This is a genomic window from Micromonospora sp. WMMD987 (assembly GCF_029581435.1).
Taxonomy (GTDB): domain Bacteria; phylum Actinomycetota; class Actinomycetes; order Mycobacteriales; family Micromonosporaceae; genus Micromonospora; species Micromonospora rifamycinica.
Genome location: NZ_CP120861.1, coordinates 857,405 through 881,069, shown reverse-complemented (window position 1 = coordinate 881,069; position 23,665 = coordinate 857,405). Strand labels below are relative to the sequence as shown.

The 23,665-nt window shown below is 73.2% G+C and carries 20 protein-coding genes; 5 read left to right on the top strand and 15 right to left on the bottom strand.

Translation table 11 applies throughout. The features are described from left to right. Positions 1–82 precede the first annotated feature (82 nt). From O7612_RS03980 to O7612_RS03920, 13 genes are all read right to left on the bottom strand, one after another. Positions 83–1,327, bottom strand: a complete 1,245-nt coding sequence (locus tag O7612_RS03980; protein WP_282270555.1) for a hypothetical protein — start codon at positions 1,325–1,327, stop codon at positions 83–85. Next, positions 1,314–1,847, bottom strand: a complete 534-nt coding sequence (locus O7612_RS03975) for a SigE family RNA polymerase sigma factor (protein ID WP_282270553.1) — start codon at positions 1,845–1,847, stop codon at positions 1,314–1,316. Before O7612_RS03975 ends, O7612_RS03980 begins: the two co-directional genes overlap by 14 nt. A gap of 138 nt (positions 1,848–1,985) precedes the next feature. After that, complete coding sequence (locus O7612_RS03970) at positions 1,986–2,708, bottom strand: dipeptide/oligopeptide/nickel ABC transporter ATP-binding protein (RefSeq protein WP_282270550.1); 723 nt, start codon at positions 2,706–2,708, stop codon at positions 1,986–1,988. After that, positions 2,705–3,712: an ABC transporter ATP-binding protein gene (locus O7612_RS03965; protein WP_282270548.1), complete on the bottom strand. Its 1,008-nt coding sequence runs from the start codon at positions 3,710–3,712 to the stop codon at positions 2,705–2,707. Before O7612_RS03965 ends, O7612_RS03970 begins: the two co-directional genes overlap by 4 nt. Then, positions 3,709–4,608, bottom strand: a complete 900-nt coding sequence (locus O7612_RS03960; protein WP_282270547.1) for an ABC transporter permease — start codon at positions 4,606–4,608, stop codon at positions 3,709–3,711. Before O7612_RS03960 ends, O7612_RS03965 begins: the two co-directional genes overlap by 4 nt. After that, on the bottom strand, positions 4,601–5,611 hold the full coding sequence (locus tag O7612_RS03955) for an ABC transporter permease (protein ID WP_282270546.1): 1,011 nt from the start codon (positions 5,609–5,611) through the stop codon (positions 4,601–4,603). Before O7612_RS03955 ends, O7612_RS03960 begins: the two co-directional genes overlap by 8 nt. Beyond that, positions 5,608–7,200, bottom strand: coding sequence for an ABC transporter substrate-binding protein (locus O7612_RS03950; protein WP_282270545.1), 1,593 nt, complete (start codon positions 7,198–7,200; stop codon positions 5,608–5,610). The genes O7612_RS03955 and O7612_RS03950 overlap by 4 nt, the downstream gene beginning before the upstream one ends. 96 nt (positions 7,201–7,296) lie before the next feature. Beyond that, positions 7,297–7,557, bottom strand: coding sequence for a superoxide dismutase (locus tag O7612_RS03945; RefSeq protein WP_282270544.1), 261 nt, complete (start codon positions 7,555–7,557; stop codon positions 7,297–7,299). 4 nt (positions 7,558–7,561) lie between these two features. Then, entirely contained in the window at positions 7,562–8,176 is a 615-nt protein-coding gene (locus tag O7612_RS03940; RefSeq protein ID WP_348774293.1) for a superoxide dismutase, read from the bottom strand. A gap of 234 nt (positions 8,177–8,410) precedes the next feature. Further along, complete coding sequence (locus O7612_RS03935; RefSeq protein ID WP_282270541.1) at positions 8,411–9,730, bottom strand: cellulose binding domain-containing protein; 1,320 nt, start codon at positions 9,728–9,730, stop codon at positions 8,411–8,413. 558 nt (positions 9,731–10,288) lie between these two features. Next, positions 10,289–11,542: an ABC transporter permease gene (locus tag O7612_RS03930; RefSeq protein WP_282270539.1), complete on the bottom strand. Its 1,254-nt coding sequence runs from the start codon at positions 11,540–11,542 to the stop codon at positions 10,289–10,291. Next, positions 11,539–12,195: an ABC transporter ATP-binding protein gene (locus tag O7612_RS03925; RefSeq protein ID WP_282273785.1), complete on the bottom strand. Its 657-nt coding sequence runs from the start codon at positions 12,193–12,195 to the stop codon at positions 11,539–11,541. Before O7612_RS03925 ends, O7612_RS03930 begins: the two co-directional genes overlap by 4 nt. A gap of 26 nt (positions 12,196–12,221) precedes the next feature. After that, on the bottom strand, positions 12,222–13,367 hold the full coding sequence (locus O7612_RS03920) for an efflux RND transporter periplasmic adaptor subunit (protein WP_282270537.1): 1,146 nt from the start codon (positions 13,365–13,367) through the stop codon (positions 12,222–12,224). 259 nt (positions 13,368–13,626) lie between these two features. Between O7612_RS03920 and O7612_RS03915 the strand changes: the two genes are divergently transcribed. From O7612_RS03915 to O7612_RS03905, 3 genes are read left to right on the top strand one after another with little or no spacing between them, the layout of a single operon-like run. Next, positions 13,627–14,211, top strand: a complete 585-nt coding sequence (locus O7612_RS03915) for a hypothetical protein (protein ID WP_282270535.1) — start codon at positions 13,627–13,629, stop codon at positions 14,209–14,211. 49 nt (positions 14,212–14,260) lie between these two features. Beyond that, positions 14,261–14,812 carry a hypothetical protein gene (locus tag O7612_RS03910; protein WP_282270533.1) on the top strand — a complete coding sequence of 184 codons (552 nt, stop codon included), beginning with the start codon at positions 14,261–14,263 and terminating at the stop codon, positions 14,810–14,812. 45 nt (positions 14,813–14,857) lie between these two features. After that, positions 14,858–16,105: a PP2C family protein-serine/threonine phosphatase gene (locus O7612_RS03905; RefSeq protein ID WP_282270529.1), complete on the top strand. Its 1,248-nt coding sequence runs from the start codon at positions 14,858–14,860 to the stop codon at positions 16,103–16,105. 7 nt (positions 16,106–16,112) lie between these two features. On the opposite strand, the gene O7612_RS03900 is transcribed toward O7612_RS03905, so the two are convergent. Beyond that, positions 16,113–16,460, bottom strand: coding sequence for an STAS domain-containing protein (locus tag O7612_RS03900; RefSeq protein ID WP_282270527.1), 348 nt, complete (start codon positions 16,458–16,460; stop codon positions 16,113–16,115). Positions 16,461–16,877: 417 nt separating this feature from the next. Between O7612_RS03900 and O7612_RS03895 the strand changes: the two genes are divergently transcribed. After that, positions 16,878–19,427, top strand: a complete 2,550-nt coding sequence (locus O7612_RS03895) for a hypothetical protein (protein WP_282270525.1) — start codon at positions 16,878–16,880, stop codon at positions 19,425–19,427. A gap of 65 nt (positions 19,428–19,492) precedes the next feature. Here O7612_RS03895 and O7612_RS03890 read toward each other — a convergent pair whose 3' ends face one another. Then, positions 19,493–20,164, bottom strand: a complete 672-nt coding sequence (locus O7612_RS03890) for a DUF305 domain-containing protein (RefSeq protein ID WP_282270523.1) — start codon at positions 20,162–20,164, stop codon at positions 19,493–19,495. A gap of 261 nt (positions 20,165–20,425) precedes the next feature. Between O7612_RS03890 and O7612_RS03885 the strand changes: the two genes are divergently transcribed. Further along, positions 20,426–23,431 carry a family 16 glycoside hydrolase gene (locus tag O7612_RS03885; RefSeq protein WP_282270521.1) on the top strand — a complete coding sequence of 1,002 codons (3,006 nt, stop codon included), beginning with the start codon at positions 20,426–20,428 and terminating at the stop codon, positions 23,429–23,431. Positions 23,432–23,665: the final 234 nt, after the last annotated feature.

The window sequence follows — 23,665 nt, the reverse complement described above, 5'->3', positions numbered from 1 at the left end:
CGCGTCGGGCCGCTGTCGTGGTGGTGGGCTCCTCCCGGCCGCTACCGCCGGACCGGCCGCCGTGGCAGCCGGGTGGTGGTCGTCACGGCCGCAGGGCCTGCGCGGCGGGGGTCCAGGTCGACTCGTCCCGGACGTCGGCGACGGTGATCCCCCGGGCGATCCGCTCCAGTTCGGCCAGCGGCAGCCGGTTGCCGAGGCCCATGCCGCTGACCTGGAGGACGACCGTGCCGTCGGCGTTCCAGATGTTGCAGAAGCCGCCACCCGCGGCGTCGTCGCCCGGGACCTGCCGGTCCGAGCCGGGGTGGCACTTCGTCACACCCGGCTCCGGGGACTGGTTCGAGCTGCGGGCCGGCGTGACGAAGATGTGGAACCCGTCTTTGATGCCGCCCTCGACCGCGTCGTACGGCGCGGTCAGCCCCGAGGTGGGCGCGGCCGGCCGAGTGTACGTCGCGCCGCCGTGGTCACCGGCGCGGGCCGCGGCGATGCCGCTCAGGCCCGGCATCGCGTGCGTGCCGGTCTGCAACGGCCGGTAGCCGTCCGGCAGGTAGCCCACCCGGAACGGCAGCAGGGCCGGCGTCGGCCGGCTCGGCTTCAGCCCGCCGACCAGGCCGCCCAGGTTCTGGAAGCTCGGCGTCGCCGGGTCGCTGGAGACCGACGTCACCGCGGCCCAGGCGTCGGGGGCGTACTCCCAGGCGAGCAGCTTGTTGCCCTCGCTGATCGGCTTGCCCGGGTCGAGGCCGACCGGCAGGTTCGCCTGCACGGCCCGGTGCCCGGCAACGGTCACCTTCCTGGCGTTGCGGATCCCGGCCGGGTCGAAGACGCCCGGCCGGTAGACGGTCAGATACGCCCACAGCGTGGGTTTCCCCCCGACAGCCCGCTTCTTCCACTCGACGGGATCGCCCTCCGCCCCGATCTCCTCCGCCGTGACCGGCCGGTCGTTCGAGATGTGGCCGTCGGAGTACACGGAGGCGATCTGGTAGCCGGTGGACGTGACGATCGGGTTCTGCACGTGCAGGGTGCCGGCGTCGTACCCCCGGAAGGTGAAGGTGAACGGCGCGGCGGCCGGCCACCCGGCCCTGGTGGATCCGGTCGTCGTCGTCGCGCCGGCCGGGGCCGGCGCGGCCGTGGTGCCGCGCTCGGCGGTCAGGGTCGGCAGGGTGAACGCGCCGGCGACCGCGACCACGACGAGACCGGCCACGCCGGCCGACGCGAATCCGGCCCGGCGACGCCGCTCGGCCCGCCGCCCGGCCGCGACGATGTCGTCGGCGGTACGGGTCATCGGCGGTTCCTCGGCTGTCACGACGTCCACCACTTCACGCAACTGCATTGACCCACTCCTCCATCGGTTTCCCGGTGAGATTGATGTGTTCGCCGGCGAGCGCCTCGCGCAGCTTCGCCAGCCCACGGGAGACCTGGCTCTTGGCCGTGCCCACCGTGCAGTCGAGGACACCCGCGGTGTCCTCCAGGCTCAGACCCAGGTAGTGCCGCAGCACGACGGCGGCCCGCTGCCGCGCCGGCACGGTGTCGAGCGCCGCCCGCAGGCGCATCCGTTCGTCGGTCGCGCCGGCCGGATCCCGCAACGCGACGTCCGGCATGGCGTCACCGGCCGACCGCTCGCGCCGCCAGGGCCGGCGGGTCTCGTCGATCGCGGCCCGGTAGACCATGGTCTTGACGTAGAGATCGGGCCGCTCCAGCCGCCGCCAGCGGGGATAGAGCTTGACCATCGCGTTGGCCACGGCGTCCTCCGCCGCGTGCCAGTCACCGCAGGTCACGTACGCTAGCTTGCGCAGCGACGGCATCTGTGCCGTCACGAACTCGCGGAATGCCTGCTCGTCTTCGGCTCTCACGTCGACCGCCTCCTCGTGCCGGAGGTAGAACGGAGCCGCCGGCCCGACGGGTTGCACCACCCGGAGAAGTAGTTGCCGAATCACTCTGCGTGATACCGGGGACGGCCACACTCCCGCCGACGGCGGGCCGGGACCGGGTCACCGACCGGTCGGCGGTCCCGGAAGATCCACCACCCGGGTCGCCCAGCGGGCCAACAGGGCCGGGTCGTGGGTGATCAGCAGCACGCCGGCTGCGTGCCGGCGTTGGTAGTCGGTGACGACGGCGGCGACGTGGGCCTGGGTGGAGGCGTCGAGCATGGCGGTGGCCTCGTCGCAGAGCAGGTGGTCGGGCCGGTGGGCGAGGGCCCGGGCCAGGCAGGCGCGTTGCAGTTGCCCGTCGCTGACCGCGTGCGGACGCCGGGTCAGCAGGTCCGGGGTCAGCCCGACGAGGTCGGCCAGTTCGGCGGTCCGGGCGGTCGTCCGCGCGGCCGGGGTGCCGACGGCGCGCAGCGGCTCGGCGATGAGGTCGGCCAGGCTCAACCGGGGGTCGCTGGCGGCCCGGGGGCTCTGGAACAGGATCGCGACGCGGGTCCGCACGGCGGCCGGCACCCGGTACCGGACGCCCCCGACGGGCCGCCCGTCGAGGGTGACCTGGCCGCCGTCCGGGGCGTGCAGGAGGGCGAGGACCCGGGCCAGGGTGGACTTCCCACTGCCGGACGGCCCGCGCAGCCCGACCGTCTCGCCGGGGGCGACGTGCAGGTCGACGCGGTCCAGTACCCGGTGCCGGCCGTAGCGGACGGTGACCTGGTGCGCGGCGAGGCCGGGGGACGCGACGCCCCCGGGGCCGGCGGTGCCCGTCGGGTCGTCGACCGTGCTCGTCATGTCGGTGCTCCCGGGGTCAGCGGGTGGTGACAGGCGAGTCGCCCCACGCCGTCGTCGGCGAGCCGGGGCGGGGTGTGGCAGGAGTCGCTGACCCGGGGGCAGCGCGGGGCGAAGGGGCAGCCGTCGGGCAGGTCGGTGAGCATCGGCGGATGACCGGGCACGGGGGTGAAGGCCCGCTCGGGCAGGGCGTCGAGCAGCCCGGCGCTGTACGGGTGGCCGGGCTGGTCGAACAGTGCCCGGGTGGGCCGGTGTTCCACGATGCGGCTGGCGTACATCACGGCCACGGTGTCGGCGACCCGGCGGGCGGCGGCGAGGTCGTGGGTGATCAGCAGGACGGCCGCCCCGGAGTCACAGCGGCGGCGCAGCAGGTCCAGGGTGTGGTCGACCAGGGGCCGGTCGAGGCCGGTGGTGGGTTCGTCGGCGAGCAGCAGCGGCGGGTCGGGGGCCAACGCGAGGGCGGTGGCCAGCCGCTGGGCCATCCCGCCGGACAGTTCGTGGGGGTAGCGGTCGAGGTCGGCCGGGTGCAGGCCGACGTCGGTGGCGGCCCGTTCGGCGGCGTCGGCGGCGGCCCGGCGGGAGTGGCCGTGGGCGCGCAGGGTCTCCTCCAGCAGCCGCCGGCCGGTGCGCACGGGGGTGAGCGCGGTGGCCGGGCTCTGCGGGACGAGACCGACGGCCCGACCCCGTACCTGTCGGGCGAGGTGCCGTTCCCCCGCCGTGATCAGGTCGACCGGTTCGCCCGCCGCCGGGTGCAGGCGGGCCTGCCCGGTGACGGTGGCGTTGCGGGGCAGCAGGCCGAGCAGGGCGTGTGCGAGGACGGACTTGCCGCAGCCCGACTCGCCGACCACGGCCAGCAGTTCGCCGGCGTGCAGGTCGAGGCTCAGGTCGGTGACGGCGTGCACGACGGCACCGGGGAGCCGGAAGCGGACGGTCAACCCGTCGACCGACAGCAGGGCGGGCCGCCGGCCGGTGCCGGCGGGGACGCTGGTGGGGGCGCTCGTGGTCACAGGTGCAGCTCCGCTCGTACCCGGGGGTCGAGGCGGTCCCGCCAGCGACCGGTGAGCACGGCGAGGGCGAGGGTCACGGCGACCAGGGCGAGACCGGGCACGATGCTGGCCCACCAGGCGCCGGTGAGCAGGGAACGCTGACCGTCGTTGATCATGTTGCCGATGGAGGCGAGGTGCGGTGGCAGGCCCAGGCCGAGGAAGGACAGCGCGGTCTCGTGCCAGACGGCGTGCGGCACCATCAGCGTGGTGGCCAGCGCGAGACGCGGGAGCACGTGCGGCAGCAGGTGCCGGGTGAGCACCCGGGCGCGGCCCGCGCCGCCGGAGATCGCGGCCTCGACGAACGGGCGGCTCCGCAGGCTGAGCAGTTCGGCGCGGACGATGCGGGCGGTCGACAGCCAGTGCGTCAGCGCGATGGAGGCGATCACCGCGCCGAGGCTGGGGCGCAGCATCGCCACGATGAAGATGCCCAGCAGCAGGTGCGGCAGCGCGGCGATGGTGTCGACGACCCGCATCAGCGCCCGGTCGACCCGACCGCCGACGCTGCCGGCGACCGCGCCGACGAGGCCGCCGATGACGGTGGCGACCAGGGCCGCGACCACCCCGACGAGCAGCGAGACGCGCAGTCCGTAGAGGCTGCGCAGCGCCACGTCACGGCCGAGGTCGTCGGTGCCGGCCGGGTGCTCGGCGGAGGGGGCGAGCCGGATCCGGCCCAGGTCGACAGCGCTCTGGTCGAGCGGCCAGAGGACCGGGGCGAGCAGGCCGGCGGCGACCGCTCCGACGAGCACCACCACGGCCAGCAGCACGCCGGGACGGCCTGCCCGCAGCAGCGCCGACGGCCGGCGCGGCGGCCGGGGCCGTGCCGGTGTGCTGGTCGGTGGCGGGGCGAGGTCAGTCATCGAGGCGTACCCGGGGATCGGCGGCGGCGTAGCCGAGATCGGTGGCCAGGTTCGCGGCCAGCACCACGACGGTGGTGGCCAGGGTGGTGGCGGCCAGCAGTGGGAAGTCGGCGCCCAGCGCGGCCTGCACGGTGACCGCGCCGAGACCGGGCAGCGAGAAGACGGTCTCCACCAGCACCGCGCCACCGACGAGTTCGGGCAGGTGCGTGCCGACCAGGGTGAGGAAGGGCAGCAGCGCGGTCCGCAACGCGTGGCCGAACAGGACGGTACGGCCGGGTAGCCCCCGGGCACGCGCGGCCAGCACGTGGTCGTCGCGCAGGCTCTCGGCGACGGCGTCCCGGACGAACAGCACGAACCACGGGGCCTGGGAGATCGCCAGCACGGTCACCGGCAGCACCAGGTGCCGGGCCACGTCCGCCGGGTTGGTGCCGGTCGCGGTGATGTCGGTGAGCCCGCCGGCGGGCAGCCAGCCCAGGGTGAGGGCGAACAGGGCGATCGCGGCCAGCCCGATCCAGAACACCGGCATCGACTGCACGGCGTACGCGACGGACCGCAGGGCACGGTCGAAGACGCCCCCGCGCCGGTACGCGGCGAGGGTGCCCAGCAGCACGCTGGCCACCAGGACCAGGGCGAGGGCCAGGCCGACGAGCAGCAGCGTCCAACCGGCGCGGGCGGCCAGCACCGAGGTGACCGGCTCGTGCCGGCTGGTGGACCAGCCGAGGTCGCCGCGCAACAGGTTGCCGACCCAGCGGGCGTACTGCACCGGCACCGGATCATCGACACCCCAGTTGGCGCGGAGCTGCGCGAGGTTCTCCTCGCTGGTGGTGAAGGCCGCCGCGCCCGCGTACTGCTGCGCCGGGTCGATCGGGGAGGCCGCGCCGAGGGCGAACATGCCCATGCTGGTCGCGGCGAGCACGGGCACGGCCACCAGCAGCCGACGGCGGATCATGACCCCGGCCCCGGCCAGCCGCCGACGGCGGACCGGCGGAGTTGTCGTCGTCACGATGTCTTCGTCCAGGTGTGCACGTTCCACCAGAGGCTGTTGGCGACGTCGTGCTCGTGCGGCTCGACCCGGGGCGTCACCCCCGCCACGGCGTCCCGCACCACGTAGGTGTGTTGCAGGTAGGTGAGAAACACCCACGGCACGTCCGTGGCGAGCTGCTTCTGGAAGGTGGCGTAGGCGGCCCGACGGGCGGCCGGGTCCGCGCTGTCCCGGCCGGCCTGCAACGCGGCGTCCACGGTGGCGGACCGGTAGGAGCCGGGGTTGAAGAAGCCCTGCCCGGCGAAGGCCGAGCCGAACAGCTTGTAGGAGACGAAATCCGGGTCGTACGGAGTGCCGTACCCCATGATCAGCGCGTCGGTCCTCATCCGGGGGGTGATCGCGTCCCAGGTGAGGCCCTGTGGGTTGACCGCGATACCGATCTTCTTGGCGTCGGCGGTGACCGCCAGGGCCAGTTCCTTGCGCAGGCTGTCGGTGGCCGGGTACATCAGGGTGAACGCGGCCTGCCGCCCGGCTTTGGCGCGGATGCCGTCCGGGCCGGGCGTCCAGCCGGCGGCGTCGAGGAGCGCGGTGGCGGCGGCCGGGTCGGCGGTGGGCCGCCCGGCGACCGACGGCTCGGCGAACTCGGAGGTGGGCGGCACCGGGCCGAACGCCGGCTCCCCCGCCCCGCCGAGGACCCCGGTCACCATGGCCTGCCGGTCCACCGCCGCGTGCAGTGCCCGACGGACCGCCAGGTCACCCAGGACCGGATTGCCCATGGGCAGCATCACGCCCCGGTAGTCGGCGGTAGGGACCTTGTGCACCTGCTGACCGGCCTGGCCGTCGAACCCGGTGGCCAGCTTCGGCGGCAGTTCGGCCGCGTCGAACTCCCCGGCCCGCATCCGTTGCGCGCGGACGTTGTCGTCGGCGACGAACGCCACCACCACGCCCGGGTTCGCCGGTCTGCCACCCCAGTACCGGTCGTTCGCCGCCAGCACCAGCCGGTCCCCCGGCGTCCACGACGTCATCCGGTACGGGCCGGTGCCGATCGGCTTACGGTTGAACTCCGCCTTGTTGACGTCCTGCCCGGCGAACGCCTTCGCCGGGACGACGCCCAGCGCCAGCCGTTGCAGGAACGGCGCGTACGGGTGCTTCAGCGTGAACACCACGGTGGCCGGGTCGGGGGCGGTGACGGAGGCGAGCATGTCGAGGTCCGAGCGGAGCGTCGAGTCGACCTTCGGGTCCAGCACCGCCTGGTAGGTGAAGACCACGTCCTGCGCGGTGAACGGGCTGCCGTCGTGGAACAGCACCCCCTCGCGCAGCTTCGCCGTCACGGTCCGGCCGTCCGCCGACACCTGCGGCAGCTCCCGTGCCAGGGCCGGCGTCAGCGCGTTGCGGGCGTCCCGGGCGACCAGCCCGTCGAAGATCAGCGACGCGCCGTCGGGGCCGTAGTTCAGCACCGGGTTGAGGGTGTCGGGCTCGCCCGCGGTGGCCACCACGATCGTCCCGCCGCCCGTGCCGGCCGGTGACGGCACCGCGGACGAGCAGCCGGCGGCCAGGAGCAACGCGACGCCGATCACCGCCGAAACACGTAGGGACCGGGGCTTGACCATGACGTACTCCTGGGGATGGCACGGGTGCGGGCCGCCCCGGCGTACGCCGCCGGGGCGGCGGTGTTCGCGGGGGCGCCTCGCGCGGCGTGGGGTGGATCAGGGGACGGGCGGTGGGGGTGTGTCGGCCACGAGCAGGGTGAGCTGCCGTACCAGGTCGTCCAGGGACTCGCCGGTGTGCGCGCGGACCAGCCCGAGGGCGAGGTCGGCGAGCAGGTAGAAGCCGAGGGTGCGGGCCGCTTCGGAGTCGAAGGAGGCCAGCAACGTCTCCGCGCCGGCGAGGTCACCGCGACGGCGTGCGGCGATGACCCCGGCGGCGCGCTGGACGAGATCGGCGGCGACCGGAACCGGGCCGGTCACGCGGTCAGAGCTTCGGCGTGGCGGCGCGGGCCGCATCGAAGCGGGCAGTGACGTCGGTCCAGTCGACCAGGTTCCACAGCCGGTCGACGTAGTCCGGCCGGACGTTGCGGTACTGCAGGTAGTAGGCGTGCTCCCAGGCGTCGAACACCAGCAGTGGCGTCGAGCCCTGCCCCACGTTGCCGTGGTGGTCGTAGACCTGCTCGACGATCAACCGCTGACCGAGCGGCTCCCACGCGAGGACGCCCCAGCCGGAGCCCTGCACGCCCTTGGTCGCCGCCGACAACTGCCCGGCGAAACCCTCGAACGAGCCGAAGTGCTCCTCGATCGCCGCCGCCAGCTCGCCGTCGGGACGGTCCCCGCCGTCCGGGGAGAGGTTGTTCCAGAAGATGGAGTGCAGCACGTGCCCGGACAGGTTGAACGCGAACGTCTTCTCCAACCCGACCAGGGCCGCGAAGTCACCCTTGTCGCGGGCCTCGGCGAGCTGCTCCAGGGCGTCGTTGCTGCCCTTGACGTACGCCGCGTGATGCTTGCTGTGGTGCAGCTCCAGGATCTCGCCGGACATCGCCGGCTCCAGGGCACCGTAGTCGTACGGCATGTCGGGCAACGAGTAGAGACCCACCAGCAGCTCCTCGGGATCGGGATCATGGCGGGGCGGGCACTCGGGCCAGGTCGGATCATCGCAGGCCCGGGCACCCGCCACTGATGCCACTATTCCGCAGTTGCCACTAGTTGGCAATAAGATCCGGCGCACCCCGTACGGATGGCTCGACGCCCACACCGGTGCGAACGGCGAGCCGCTCGACGACACGAGGACCCGGAGCCGGTCGGCTCCGGGTCCTCGTGGCTCCCAGGGTCAGGAGATGGCGCAGGTGATGTTGCCGGGCGGCGGGCTGCCGTTGCCGGTGGCGGTGAACCCGAACGTGGTCGAGCCGTTGGCCGCCAGCGCGCCGTTGTAGTCGGCGTTGCGGACGGTCACGTTACCGGTGCTGCCGGTGTTGACCCCGTTCCAGACGCTGCTGATCGCCTGGCCGCTGGCCAGGCTCAGGCCCACGGTCCAGCCCCGGATGGCGCTGCTGCTGGTGTTGGCCACGGTGACCTCACCCTGGAAGCCGCCGGGCCAGCTGTTGACCGCCTTGTAGGTGGCGGTGCAGCCGCCCGGTCCGCTGGTGGGCGGCGGGGTGGTCGGCGGCGGAGTGGTCGGCGGAGCCGTGGTGGGCGGGGGCGTGGTCGGCGGCGGAGTCGTCGGCGGGGCCGTGGTGGGCGGCGTGGTCGACTGGAACTGGCTGAAGAAGCGCCAGATCTCCCCCGAGGTCCAGGTACGGGAGTCGTTGGGGGTGCCCGACCCGTCGACCGGGCTGGGGGTGTGGTCCCCGTCGAACGCGGCCCACTGCACCGGGTAGCCGGAGCGGCAACCCGAGTAGGTGGTGGTGATGTGGGTGAAGGTGTTCCGGGCGGGTTCGCGCGGGCTCTGCGCGGTGCAGCCGTTGTTCCGGACGAAGGTGTCCCGCAGGGACCGGCCCGAGGAGATGTTCAGCACGCTGTCATGGGTGCCGTGGATGCCGAAGTAGGGGACCGGCTGGGTGCCGCCGTTGCAGCCGCTCAGCTGGGCGCCGGAGAGCACGGCGACCGCGCGGACGACGGTGGGCCGGGCACAGGCCACCGCGTAGCTCATCGCCCCGCCGTAGCTCCAGCCCAGCACGAACCGCTGGGTGGTGTCGACGCACAGGTCGTTCTCGACCTGCCGGGTGATGTCGTCGAAGAGCGTCAGGTCCCGACCGTTGGTGTTGGCCCAGCCGGCGTCGATCCCCTGGGGGGCGACGAAGATCGTGCTGTTGTTCGACAGCGGCAGCAGGCCGTAGTAGCCGGCCGAGGAGACGTTCTGGGCCGAGCCGTTCAACCAGTGGAAGCCGACGACCAGCCGGTACTGACGGTTACGGTCGTAGCCGTCCGGGATCCGCAGGATGTAGCTGCGGTTCTGGCCGCTGCTGGAGATGGTGCGCGTCCCGTTGGTCAGGGTGGGGGCCTTGCCGCAGCCCGCGGTCGCCGCGAGGGTGCCGTTCGTCGCGGCCTCCGCCGTCGCGGACAGGCCGCCGTTCAGTGCGCCGCCGACGGTCGCCGCGAGGAGGACGGCCGCGGCGGCGATGGTGGGAAGTAGCTGTCTGTGTTTCACCATTGCTTGGCTCCTTGCCATGGGTCTTCTGTCCCAGTGGTGGTGGTGGCGAGGTCGACCCGACGGGTGCCGGCTGCGCCCCGCGGGGGCAGCCGGGTTCGGATGACGGCTCGCACCTCGTCTCCTCGCGGTCGGCGAGTCGACTCGGATAGGCGGACGCGCCCGTTCGGCGCAGGCGGCACGGCGGCTCGGTGGGGCGGCCCGGACTGGTCGCCGACCGGCGGCACGGCGGGAGGGGGTGCCCTCGGATGCCGCTGCCGATTGACTGAGGCGACGGGAAGCGTGCCCTTCGCTCCCGCGGCGAAAGATAGCAGGTTATCGATAACATACTCAACCGGGCGAGCGGCGTCGGCGGCCCGCCAGGGCACCGGGTTCGCAACTCCCGGACCGTCCCCCACCCTCCCCCGACCGCCCCGACCAGCACGGCAGCCCGCCGGGGCCGACCGAGCACCGTCGAAACTATCGATTGCGGAACTCGCAACTTTGCGGAATCCGCACCCGGCGGGGACGCTGCGTGACGACACCGGCCGGGTCCGGCGGACCACCGGTACCGACCACTCCTCAGACGCTGGCGAGCGCTTCGGTCGGCGGCAGCGCGGCGGCCCGCATCGACGGGTACACGCCGGCCACCACGCCCACCACCACGGCACCGCCCAGCCCGGCCAGCGTCGAGGAGAACGGCACCACCACCGGCCAGTGGTGGTACCCGGCGTAGGCGACGGTGCCCGCCAGACCGAGCAGCGTCCCGGCGACGCCGCCCAGCGTCGCCAGCGCCACCGACTCGGTGAGGAACTGGCCCCGGATCTGGCCCCGGTTGGCCCCGAGCGCCCGCCGCAGCCCGATCTCGGACCGCCGCTCGAGCACCGAGATGACCATGGTGTTGGCCACCCCGATCCCGCCCACCAGCAGCGCCACCGCGGCGAGGGCGAGAAAGAGCGCGGAGAAGGCGTTCTCCGTGGCCCGTTTCGCCGCCAGGGCGTCCGAGGGGCGGCTGACCAGTACGTCGGCGGGGCGTTGCGGGCTCACCGTCTCCGGCAGCACCGCCCGGACCTGCTCCACGGCGGGCTCCAGCGAGCGGACGTACAGCACGGTCGGGTGACCGTCGAAGCCCAGTTCGGACTGCGCGGCCGGCCAGCCGACCAGCACGGACCGGTCGATCTCCGGGAGGAGGGGTACGGCGGCCAGGACGCCGACGACGGTGAACCACCGGTCACCGATCATCACCTGCTGGCCGGGGCCGTCCCCCGGGGACACGTCGAGCACTCCCAGCCGGGTCGCCGCCACCGCGCCGAGCACCACGGTGGGGAACCGGGCGGTGGCCGGCGTGAGCCAACTGCCGTGCTCGACCCGGGCGTTGATGACCGGGAGCAGGTCGAGCTGACTGGCCAGCACCGTCAGGCCGGAGCCGTCGCCGGGGTCGGTACGGTCGGAGCGGCGGATCAGGGCGTGCGTGTTGGCGACCGCGCTGACACTGGTCACCGGGCCGATCCGGCGGACCATGCCGGGCGACTCGGCCGGCAGCAGCGCCGGTGGTTCCTGGTCGGGCAGCGCGTTGACCTGGAGCAGGTTCGTGCCGAGCGCGGAGAGTTCCCGCATCAGCTGGGCCTGGCTGGAGGCGGGGATGCCGGTGACCACGATCATGGTGGCGATGCCGATGGCGATGCCGAGGGCGGACAGCGCGGCCCGGGTCCGCCGGGTACGGATGCCCAGCAGCCCCAGGCCGAGCAGATCGGTCACGGCCAGCCGGACCGGCCGGGCGGCGGCGAGCGCGGAACGGGGGTGCGACGGCGTACCCGCGTCGGTGGGTCCGGTCATCGGGGCGTCACCGCCGGGCCGGAGTCGGCGACCAGGCTGCCGTCGCGCATCTCGATCCGGCGGGGCAGCCGGGCGGCGATGTCCCGGTCGTGGGTGATGACGGCGAGGGTGGTGCCCTCCGCGTGCAGCCGGTACAGCAGCTCCAGGACGGTCCGGCCGGTACGGGTGTCCAGGGCGCCGGTGGGTTCGTCGGCGAGCAGCAGGGCGGGCTGGTGGACCAGCGCGCGGGCGATCGCCACCCGCTGCCGTTCCCCGCCGGAGAGCTGGTGCGGCAGGTGGGTGACCCGGTGTGCCAGGCCGACCCGGTCGAGCGCCGCCAGGGCCAGCGGCCGGCGGTGCCGGCGGGGCACCCCGGCATAGAGCAGGCCGGTGGCGACGTTCTCGGCGGCGGTGAGCCCGGCGGTGAGGTGGAACTGCTGGAAGACGAAGCCCAGCCAGCGCCCGCGCAGGGCGGAGAGCCGCCGGTCGGAGAGCCCGGCGACGTCGAGCCCGCCCAGGTGCACCGTGCCGGAGGTCGGCCGGTCCAGGGTGCCCATGACGTTGAGCAGCGTCGACTTGCCGGAGCCGGACGGCCCCACGATGGCCAGCATCTCCCCCTCGGCGATGTCGAGCGAGACGCCCGCCAGCGCGGTGACCCCGCCGGGATAGCGCATGGTGGCGTCGCGTACGGCCAACACGGTCACGAGGTGGTCACCACCCGCAGGTCCTCGCTGAGGCCGTCCCCACTGACCTCCACCATCCCCTTGGCGAACATGCCGGTCGTGACAGCGACGAGCCGACCGTCGGTCAGTTGCAGGGCGTAACCGCCCTCGCTGAGGGCCACCAGCGCGCCGACCGGGACGGCGAGCACGTCCGACCGCGTCTCGCCGGCCAGGTCGACCTGCACGTCGGCGGCGTCGATCCCGGCCAGGTCGTCGTCCACGGTCACCGTGACGGCCCGTTTCGGCGCGGCCCCGCCCGGACCGGCCGCCTCACCGTCCTGCTGGACCGTCGTGCTGACGGCGGTGACCGAGCCGTCGACCGTCTCGTCCCCCGGCAGTGTCACCGTCACCTGGTCGCCCCGGTGGATCGTGCCGGCCTCGGTGGCCCCGGCCAGCACGGTGATCACCTTCGTGGTGGGCGTGACGGTCAGCAACGGTGTGGCGGCGTCGTCCCCCCGCAGGGCGGTGACGCTGTCCACCCGGACCGCGCCGGGCAGCACGGCGACGTCGCCGACCGCGATCCGGCCGGTCACCGGCAGCTCGGCGTCCCGCTGCCAGCGTTTGACGGCCCGGATCAACGATCCGGTCAGGACGCCGTCCCCCTTGCGGACGACGACCGTGGGCCGGCCCGTCGCCGCCGTGCCGCCCACGGTCGGCGTGGCGTCCGCCACCGGACCGCCCGCCCCGGACGCCGGCCTCCCCGACCCCGCCGTCGACTTCCCCGACGGTGCCGTCGATTTCCCCGCCCCCGCCCCCGACGCCGGCTTCTCCGGCGGTGCCGTCGGCTTTCCCGCCGCGGCGGGACGGTGGACCTTCTCCCCCGGAGCGGGCTGGCTGCCGATCTCGTAGCCCAGCGCCTTGAGGTTCGTCGCGACGATCCGCACGTCGCGGCCCACCGTGCCGGGCTCGGCCAGGTCGCGGTAGAGCGGCATACCGCCGTAGAACAGCGGCACCGGCTGGTCGTCGACCCGGTAGAGCTGCCGGCCCCGACTGATCGTCGCCCCGGCCTCGGGCAGCCAGGTGACCGTCCCGCTCCGGCCGCCCTTCACCGGTGCCGCCCGGCCGTAGCCGAGGGTGCCGGTCAACGAGACGGTGGCGGAGAGGTCGGTCCGGACGACGGACACGGTCTCCACCGCGACCGGGGGACGCGTCGACGATTCCGGCGGGACACGGTGGACGGCCCAGGCGACCCCGGCCCCGACGGCGGACGCCGTCAGGACCAGCACCGCCGGGACGACGACCCGTCGGCCGACGCGGCGTCGGGGGCTCTGCGCTGGTGGCTGTTCTGCTGACACGCCGACAGCGTGGCCGGAGTTCTTCAGGAACCTGTCAGGATTCCGGATCCACACAGGTTCCTGACATCGCGCCACGAGTCTGACCCGCATGTCGAACTCGCTCGTCACCAGGACCCGTCGCCTCGCCGTCCCCCTGCTCGTGGTCGGCTGCCTGCTCGGGGGCTGCTCCACCGGGGACGGCGACGACCGGTCCGGCGGCCCACCGGCCGACGGTTCCCGGGTCGCCTCACTGGGCAGTCCGGCCGCCACCCCGGACGGACCGGCCGGTTCCGTCGAGGACCAGCGCCCGCTGATCCGCCTCGACGCGACCACCGCCGAGATCGAGGCCCTGCGGAAGGTGTGGAACGACTGTGTGGCGAAGGAGGGTGGTCCCGGCTACCCCGACGGCCGCAGCGTCATCTGGCGGGAGAGCCAGAACGACCCGGAGGCGAAGCGGGTACGGGCGGCGTGCCGCGGGCAGGAACCGGAGTTCTTCGAGGAACGCCAGAAGCGGACGGACAACGCCACCTTCCGGGACAACCAACGCCAGTGGTACCGGTGCGCCGAGAAGGCCGGTTACCGCCTCACCACGCCCGACGAGGACGGTGAGTTCGGCATCACCGAGGTCGGCCCGAACGGTGACTTCCAGTCGCCGAAGATGACGGCGTGCCGCCGGGAGGCGTTCAGCCGGTGAGCACCGCCCGACCGCGAGTAGCGCCGGCCGGCGCGGGTAACCCGCGCCCATGGCGCGGTACACGAAACCCGAGCTACGGGAACACCTGAAGGAAGAGATCAGGGCGGGCGACCGGGGCGGCCGGCCGGGCCAGTGGTCGGCGCGCAAGTCGCAGTTGCTGACCAGGGAGTACCAGCAGCGCGGCGGTGGTTACCAGGGGCCACGCGACGAGCGGCAGCAGTCCCTGCGGCGGTGGGGCGAGCAGAAGTGGCGGACCAGGCGGGGTACCACCCGGGCCCGCCACGACGGCGAGACCGACCGTTACCTGCCCGACCAGGCCTGGAACCGGCTCACCCCGGAGCAACGACGCGCGACCGACGCCAAGAAGCGCCGGGGGTCGAGAGCCGGCCGGCAGTACGTGGCCAACACCGGGCCGGCCAGCCGCGCCCGTCGGGCCGCCGGGCCGGCCGGGTCGCTCACCGAGCTGCCCGTCGCCGAGGCCGTCCGGCACGTCCGCGACCTGGACACCGCGCAGCTGCGGGCCGCGCTGCGCGCCGAGCGCGGCGGGAAGGGCCGCAAGACGCTGATCCGCCGGCTGGAGTCCGCCCTCGACCGCCGTTGACCGGCCCGTGAGGCGACCGGCACCCGGAGTGCCTATGCTCGACGGGTGGAGGACAGCGAGCAGGCCGTGCTGGCCGAGATGCTCCAGTCGGCCGAGGACGCCGCGCCCGTCGAGGCGGTGGAGGCGGTCACCGGGGCCATCGCCGCGACGTTGAACGCGCTCCGGGTCTCGCTGCTGGTCGCCGATCTCAGCGGTCGGGCGCTGGTCCGGCTGACCCACCAACCGTCCGCCGACGGCCCCGGTCGTCTCCAGGGCGACGAGTCCGCCGAGGCGTTGCCCTTCGACGGCGGCCCCTACGAGCAGGCGGTACGCCAGCAGACCCCCCGGGTGCTGCCCGGTGACGGCCGGTGGCGGCTGCTCGTGCCGGTCACTGAACGCGGTGAGTCCATCGGCCTGCTGGAGATCGACCTGCCGGACGAGCCGGACGCCGGGGTGATCGCCCGGGTCGCCCGGACCGCGCACGCCCTGGCGTTCGTGGTGATCGCCAACCGGCGGCACACCGACCTGTTCGAGTGGGGTCAGCGCAGCACCCCGTTCACCCTCTCCGCCGAGATCCAACGCCGCCTGCTGCCCGCCGCGTTCACCTGCGAGGCGGGCGCGTTCACCCTCTCCGGCTGGCTGGAACCGGCCGCGAGCGTCGGCGGCGACACCTTCGACTACAGCGTGGCCCGGGACGTGCTGCATGTCGGAGTCACCGACGCGATGGGCCACGGGGTGGCCAGCGCGCTGACCGCCACCCTGGGCGTCGGTAGCCTGCGCAACACCCGCCGCCGCGGCCTCAGCCTGGTGGCCCAGGCCGACGAGGCCAACCGGGCCATCGCCGAGCACGCCAACGTCCGTGGCGCGTACGTGACGGCCGTGCTGGGCCGGATCGACCTGACGACCGGGCGCTGCGAACTGCTCAACGCCGGCCACGTCCCGCCGATGCTGGTCCGCGACGGCCGGACCACGACGCTGGAGCTGCCGGGCAACTTCCCGCTGGGCATGTTCCCCGAGGCGGGTTTCCGCAGCGGCGAGGTCCTGCTGCGGCCCGGCGACCGGCTGGTCGTGGTCACCGACGGGATGCGCGAACGCAACGCGGCCGCCCTCGACCTGCCCGCCGCCCTGCTCGACATCGCGCGGCTGCATCCCCGCGAGGCGGTCCGGGCGCTGTCCGACGCGGTGCTGGCCACCGCCGGGCCGGTGCTGGCCGACGACGCCACCCTGCTGATCGTCGACTGGTACGGCGACCACGGCCCGCGCCGCAGCACCGCCGGGGCCGACACCAGCCGGGCCAGCGCCCCGCTCCGTTGAGGGCGGCTCACCGCACCGGGGCCGCCGCCTCGGCGTCGCGGACCGTGTCGAAGACCCCGATGACCTGGTCGACCGAGGTGATCGACAACACCGTGCGGACCGACCGGCGGACCCCGGCCAGCCCGAGCCAGCCGTCGCGCTGTCGCAGGTCCCGGTAGGCGACCACGAGCGCGCCGAGGCCGCTGGAGTCCATGAACCCGACCTCTGTCAGGTCGACCACCACGACCCGGTTGCCACCCTCGACCACCTCGCGTAACCGTTCCCGCAACTGTGGCGTGGTGCTCATGTCCAGGTCACCGGCGACCTCCACCACCGTACCGACGCCCTCCTGGCGGGTCGACATCGTGAATTCCACGTGAACCCCCTTCGATCTGGCGTACCGGACTTCCGGTGACGCGGTACGCCGTACCCACGGTGCCAGAATCCGGACACGGGCGCTCGGCGACGCGTGCCCGGGGGAGCCGGCCGCGACGGGCAGCGGGCGACGGCCCGACGAGCGCGGGTGCGGGGTGGACGGGTGGCGGGCGGTGGGTCGACGGGCAGCCGGTGGCCGCTGGACGAGTGGCGCAAGGAGTGGGCCGGGAGCTCCTACAACTGTCGTGACCTGCGCAGTCACCCGAGAGTATTTGTGCCGGGCCTTGTCCCGCAAACATGCATATAACTCACATGGGTGTCTTGACCACCGACTGATCATCGGTACGGTCCCTCTCACGCGGCGCGTTTCTCCCCCGACCTGGACGTCGCGGTTGGTCCTTCGATCGGAAGGCGATACATGACACATCCCTCGTCCCCCAGGGTCCGCCGGGTCCGGCGTTCCCTCGGCCTGATAGCCGCCGGACTGCTCCTGGTCGGCGCGGTCCCCGGCACGGCCTCGGCCGCGGAGCCCGACCCGCGCGTCGGTCTCGGCGCGGGCTGGCTCGACGCCCAGTCCGCGATCAGCAACCTGGAGCAGGTGGCGCACCGCGACAAGCCCGCCGGGTTCGTCGACCCGACGAACCCGGGCAACGGCGGGTACTACAACTCGGACCTCGCCTTCGGCGGCCGGTACGTCTTCCAGGGCAACTACAACGGGTTCACCGTCACCGACGTGGCCGACCCGGCCGAACCGACGCTGGTCACCAGCGTGGTGTGCCCGGGTGGGCAGGGTGACCTCTCCGTCCACGGCAACCTGCTCTTCATGTCGGTCGAGGAGACCCGCGGCCGGGTCGACTGCGGCACCAACCCCAACGTCGGCACCCGGTTCCAGGGCGTGCGGGTCTTCGACATCACCGACGTCCGCAACCCGACGCAGGTGGCGGCCGTCCAGCTCTGCCGTGGCTCGCATACGCACACGGTGGTGACCGACCCCCGCGACGCGGCCAACATCTACGTCTACGTCTCCGGCACCACCTCGGTGCGGCCGGCGACCACGATGGAGGGTTGCAACAACAACGCCGCCGACGGGGAGAACCCGTCGCGGTGGCGGATCGACGTCATCAAGGTGCCGCTGGCGGCTCCGCAGGACGCCGCCGTGGTGAACCAGCCGAGGCTGTTCCAGGACCCGGTCACCGGTCGGGTCGACGGGCTCCAGAACGGCCCGGTGACCCCCCGCCACCCGTCCGGGTCCACCTGGTCGCCGACGCCGAACACCAACGCCTGCCACGACATCACCGCGTACCCGGAGATCGGGCTGGCGGCCGGCGCGTGCCAGGGTAACGGCATCCTGATCGACATCTCGGATCCGGCCAACCCGAAGCGGATCGACGAGGTGGCCGACCCGAACTTCGCGTACTGGCACTCGGCGACGTTCAACAACGACGGCACCAAGGTGATCTTCACCGACGAGTGGGGCGGTGGCGGCGGCGCACGTTGCCGGGACACCGACCTGCCGCAGTGGGGAGCCAACGCCATCTTCGACGTCGTCGACCGGAAGCTGACCTTCGCCAGCTACTACAAGCTGCCGGTGCCGCAGTCGCTCCAGGAGAACTGCGTCGCGCACAACGGCTCGCTGATCCCGGTGCCCGGCCGTGACGTCATGGTGCAGGCCTGGTACCAGGGCGGCATCTCGGTGTTCGACTTCACCGACTCGAAGCAGCCGCGCGAGATCGCGTACTTCGACCGGGGGCCGGTCAGCCCGACCTCGCTCGTGCTGGGCGGCTTCTGGTCGGCGTACTGGTACAACGGCAACCTCTACGGCAACGAGATCGCCCGTGGCCTCGACGTGTTCGCGCTGACCCCCAGCGCGCACCTGTCAGCGGCCGAGATCGAGGCCGCCGCCCAGGTGAAACTGGCCGGGTTCAACGCCCAGGGACAGCCCAGGATCACCTGGACGCCGAGTTTCGCGCTCGCCCGCGCCTACCACGACCAGCTCGTCCGGGCCGGGGCGATCGACCCGGCCCTGAGCACCGAGGTCGACACGGTCCTGCGCCGGGCCGGCGAGCTCGCCGCCGACGGCCGGCGGTTCGCCGCCGAGGGGCAGCTGCGGACGCTGGCCGACAAGCTGGACGCCGCACCGCACCGCACGCTGCGACAGGCCCTCGTGGACCTGGCGGACACCTTCAACCCGAGGGTCGCCGCCACGGTCGGCCCGGCCGAGCCGACCGGCGCCAACGGCTGGTACACCGGTCCCGTCACGCTCACCCTGACCGGCCTGCCCGCCGGTCTCTGGACCGGTCAGTACTCCGTCGACGACGGAGCGACCTGGGTGGCCGTGCCGGCCAGCGGGGTCGCGACGATCGACGCCGAGGTCAAGGGCACGGTGCGGTTCCGGGCGGTCGACGGTGCCGGCAACACCTCGCGGGAGGGCAGCCGGTGGCTCAAGATCGACCGGACCGCGCCCGACGTGCAGGTGTCCGGGTTGACCGACGGGACGTCCTACGGTGACTCCGGCACGGTCACGGTGGACTGGACCGTCACCGACGGTGGCGCCGGGCCGGGCATCAACCCGGACAGCGCGCTGCTGGACGGCAAGCGGGTCGCCCGGGGGGCGACGGTCGCCCTGTCCAGCCTCCCGCTGGGCGGCCACACCCTCGTGGTGACCGCGAAGGACAAGGCCGGTAACACCACCACCCGGTCCGTCGCGTTCACCACCACGACGTCCTTCGCCGACCTCCGGGCGCTCGTGGACGGTTACCGGGCCGCCGGAACCGTCAGCGCGGGCAACGCCGACAAGCTGACCACCAGCCTCGGCAGGGCCGACGCGGCGGCCTCCGCCGGCCAGCCCGCGGCGGCGGTCGGGCACCTGACCGCCTTCGTCGACCAGGCCGGCGCGCTCAACGCCGTGGGTGCCCGCACCCTGCTGGTCCGCGACGCCCGGGCGCTGATCGACCAGCTCGACCGGTAACCCGTCCCGCCGCACCCGGCCGGGGTCTGCCCAGCGTCACCGGGCAGGCCCCGGCCGGTCGGGGCTCAGCCCAGCCCGGCCAGCATCTGCCGCATCCGTTGGATCTCTATGCCCTGGTCGGCGTTGACCTCGCGGGCGAACTGGTCGCTGGCCGGTTCGAGCCCGCCGCCGCTGGCGTAGAGCTGCTCCACCATGGACAGCGCGCCCTGGTGGTGACGGATCATCGCGGTCAGGAAGAGCCGGTCGAACTCCGCGCCGCGCGCCTGCCTGAGCTGCTCGAACTGCGCGGGGGTGAGCATCCCCGGCATCAGCGTGCCGTGCGCCGCACCGCCGTGCGGGCCGGCGGTCGGCACCTTCCGTTCCGCGAGCCACTGCCGCATCCGCGCGATCTCGTCGCCCTGCGACACCTCGATCCGCTTGGCGAGCAGCGTCAGGTCCGGGCTGGTGGTCCGCCCGGCCAGCAGCGCGGTCATCTCCAGGGCCTGCGCGTGGTGCGGGATCATCCCCTGGACGAACAGGCTGTCGGCCGCGGTGAACCCGGGCGGCGAGACCTGCGACAGGTCGGTGCCGGACAGTTCCCGGGCCGGCTGGCCGGGCGCTCCCGGCTGCACCACCCGCGATGTCGGCGGCTGGTACGCCGGGTCGTCCCGGCCCGCCCAGACGACCGCGCCCACCACCGAGCCGAGGACGACAGTGGCGACCACACCGGATCCGACCACGCGACGGGGCAGCGGCACGATTCACCTACCAGTCCGGGCTTGAGCTGCGCATAGTCCATGGGCATAGTGCCTGAAACGCGGGCCACCCACCAGCCCACGAGCCGGTGGAATCCCGCCCACCCCGGGCTACTTTTGTCAGCGCATCGAAAAGTTTCCCCGAATCGATCAAAAGTGCTAGGGTCTGCGATCAATCTTCGGTGTGACGGGTTCCACACCGGAGCACCACCGGGAAACAGTGGCGCGGTCCCTCCCGGGCCGGGCCGACCCACAGGAGGCACCTTGACCACCCCGAACCGTCGGCGCTGGCGTCGTCGACCCGTCCTCGTCGCCGCCGGCACCGCCCTGGCGACCGTCCTCGCCAGCGCCTCCGTCACCCCGGCCACCGCCGCACCCGTCGCCGCCGACCTCCCACCGCAGGAACCCGGCGTCACCCTGCGCGCGTACGACATGGGCACCCCGCTGTCGGCACTGTGCACCCTCAAGCCCGCACAGACCCCGAACGTCGACAAGCTCATGCCGCAGATCAACTGGACCAGCACGGACGACTTCGGGCTCGCCGACCGGTTCGTCACCCACGTCACCGGCAACCTCGCCGCACCCGCCGACGGCACCTACGCCTTCCGCCTCACCAGCGACGACGGCTCCCGGCTCACCATCGGCGACACGGTCGTCGTCGACCACGACGGGTTGCACGGCGAGACCGCCGAGGAGGGCTCGGCCACCCTCACCGCCGGCCCGCACCCGTTGCGCGTCGAGCACTTCGACGACGGGGGCGGCCAGGTACTACGGCTGGAATGGCGGCCACCGGGGGCCGCCGACTTCACCCTGGTGCCGAACTCCGCGTTGAGCACCGACGCCGGGGTCGTCCGGGTCACCGCGCCGGGCTGGAAGTACTGCGAGGGGGCCACCGACTCGGCCGGCGACGGCCTGCCGCTCGACCGGGTGCACCCCGGCTACACCCTGACCGACCTGCGCCCCGACGGGTTCCGGCCACAGGTCACCGGGATGGCGTTCCGCCCCGACGGCGGTCTGGTCCTGAGCACCTGGGGCGGCACCGACAACGCCACCGGCGAGATCTACCTGGTCGAGGGGGCGACCGGCGCGACCGGCCCCGACCGGGTGACCTACCACAGGTTCGCCGACGGGCTGCGCGAGCCGCAGGGCGTCGCCGTGGTCGACGGCACCGTCTACGTCAGCCAGAAACACGAGCTGACCGCCCTGCGCGACACCGACGGCGACGGCGTCGCCGACGACCGGCGGACGGTCGCCACCTGGCCGTGGGGCGGCAACTTCCACGAGTTCGCCTTCGGCCTGCTCTACCGGGACGGGTTCTTCCACCTCAACCTGTCGGTCGCGATCAACCAGGGCGGCGCCACCACCGTGCCGCAACCCGCGCCGAACCGGGGCACCTCGATCAAGGTCAACGCCCGGACCGGAAAGATCACGTACCTGGCCGGCGGGCTGCGTACCCCGAACGGGATCGGCTGGGGGCCGCGCGGCGAGGTCCTCGTCACCGACAACCAGGGCGGCTGGCTGCCCGCGTCCAAGCTGGTCCAGATCCAGCAGGGGGCCTTCTTCAACCACTACACCACCCCCGACGGGCCGTTCGACGACAAGCCGGTGACCCGACCGATCGTCTGGCTGCCGCAGAACGAGGTCGGCAACTCGCCGTCCACCCCCGTGCTGCTCACCCAGGGGCCGTACGCCGGGCAGCTCGTCGTCGGCGACGTCACCTACGGCGGCCTGCAACGGGTCTACCTCGACGAGGTGGAGGGGCAGTACCAGGGCGCGGTGTTCCGGCACACGCAGGGCCTGGAGGCCGGCGTCAACGAGGTCACCCTCGGCCCCGACGGCGCGGTCTACGTGGGCGGCGTGGGGGCCGGCGGCAACTGGGGCCAGGAGGGCAAACTCAGCTACGGCCTGCAGAAGCTCACCCCCAACGGCACCTCGACGTTCGAGGTCAAGCAGATGCGGGCCACCGCCAACGGGTTCGACCTGGAGTACACCGAGCCGGTCTCGGCCGAGACCGCCGCGCGGCTCGCCGAGGCGTACCAGGTGACGCAGTGGCGCTACGGGGCGACCAGCCAGTACGGCGGTCCCAAGCTCGACCTGGAGAAGCTCACCGTGACCAGGGCGGTGCTCGCGGCCAACGGGCGCACCGTCCGGTTGCGGATCCCGGGCCTCAAGGAGAACCGGGTGGTGCACGTCCGCTCCCCGCGCCCGTTCTCCGCCGCCGACGGCGAGCAACTGTGGAACACCGAGGCCTGGTACACCCTCAACGAGATCCCCGGCCGGGTGGCGCAGCCGCAGACCTTCTTCGAGGCCGAGGAGGGTCGAACCGTCGGCGTCGGGATGGCCACCGACCACGCCGCCTACTCCGGTGCCGGGTTCGCCGCCGGGTTCGCCGACGACGGCGCGTCGACCCGGATCTCCGTCGACGTCGCCGAGGCCGGCAACCACGACCTGGCGATGCGCTACAGCAACGGCCCCAACCCGTTCTCCGGCCCGAAACAGCTCAGCCTGTACGTCAACGGCAAACGGATCGGACAGACCGTCTTCCCCTCCACCGTCACCTGGGAGGAGTGGGGCACCGTCACCACCAGGGCACACCTGCGCCGGGGCCGCAACATCGTCGAGTACCGCAAGGAGAGCGCCGACTCCGGGCACGTCAACCTCGACGTGCTCGCCGTCCGGCCACGCGGGGAACGGATCACCCTGTTCGACGGCGGTGACCTCACCGAGTGGCAGCACACCGACGGACGCGAACCGGAGTGGACGCTCGACGGCAACACCATGACCGTCCGCGGCGGCGACCTGCGTACCGTCCAGGCATTCGGCGACTTCCGGCTGCACGTGGAGTTCAACCTGCCGCTCTACCCGCCGGAGGTGACCGGCCAGCAGCGTGCCAACAGCGGCGTCTACCTCCAGGACCGCTACGAGATCCAGGTGCTCGACTCGTTCGGCGTCGACCCGCCGCAGAACAACGACGCCGCCGCCATCTACACCCAGAAGGCGCCCGACGTGAACGCGGCCCGCCCGCCGCAGACCTGGCAGACGTACGACATCGAGTACCGCCAGGCGCGCTACGACGCGGCCGGCGTCAAGGTGGCCAACCCCCGGGTCACCGTGGTGTGGAACGGCGTCACCGTGCACGACGACGTGGAGATCCTCGGCCCGACCGGCGGCAGCCGGCCGGAGGGTCCGGCGGCCGGCGCGATCCGGCTCCAGGACCACGGCAACCCGGTCCGGTACCGCAACATCTGGATCAAGCCCCTCGACGGGTGACCCCGGGCAGGAGACGCGGCCGGGACCGTCACGGCGGTCCCGGCCGTTCCACGTCGTGGGTCGGCCGGCTGTCGCCGTTGCGCGGACCGTTCGCCGCTGACGGGAATCCCGCCTCACCGGTAGTGTCCTGATCGGACGGTGAGATGGTCGAGGGGGCGAGCCATGACGTCGGCGTGGTTACCCGCCCCTGTCGGCATCGACTCCGACCGCTGGGTGACCCGATCGGGCTGCCAC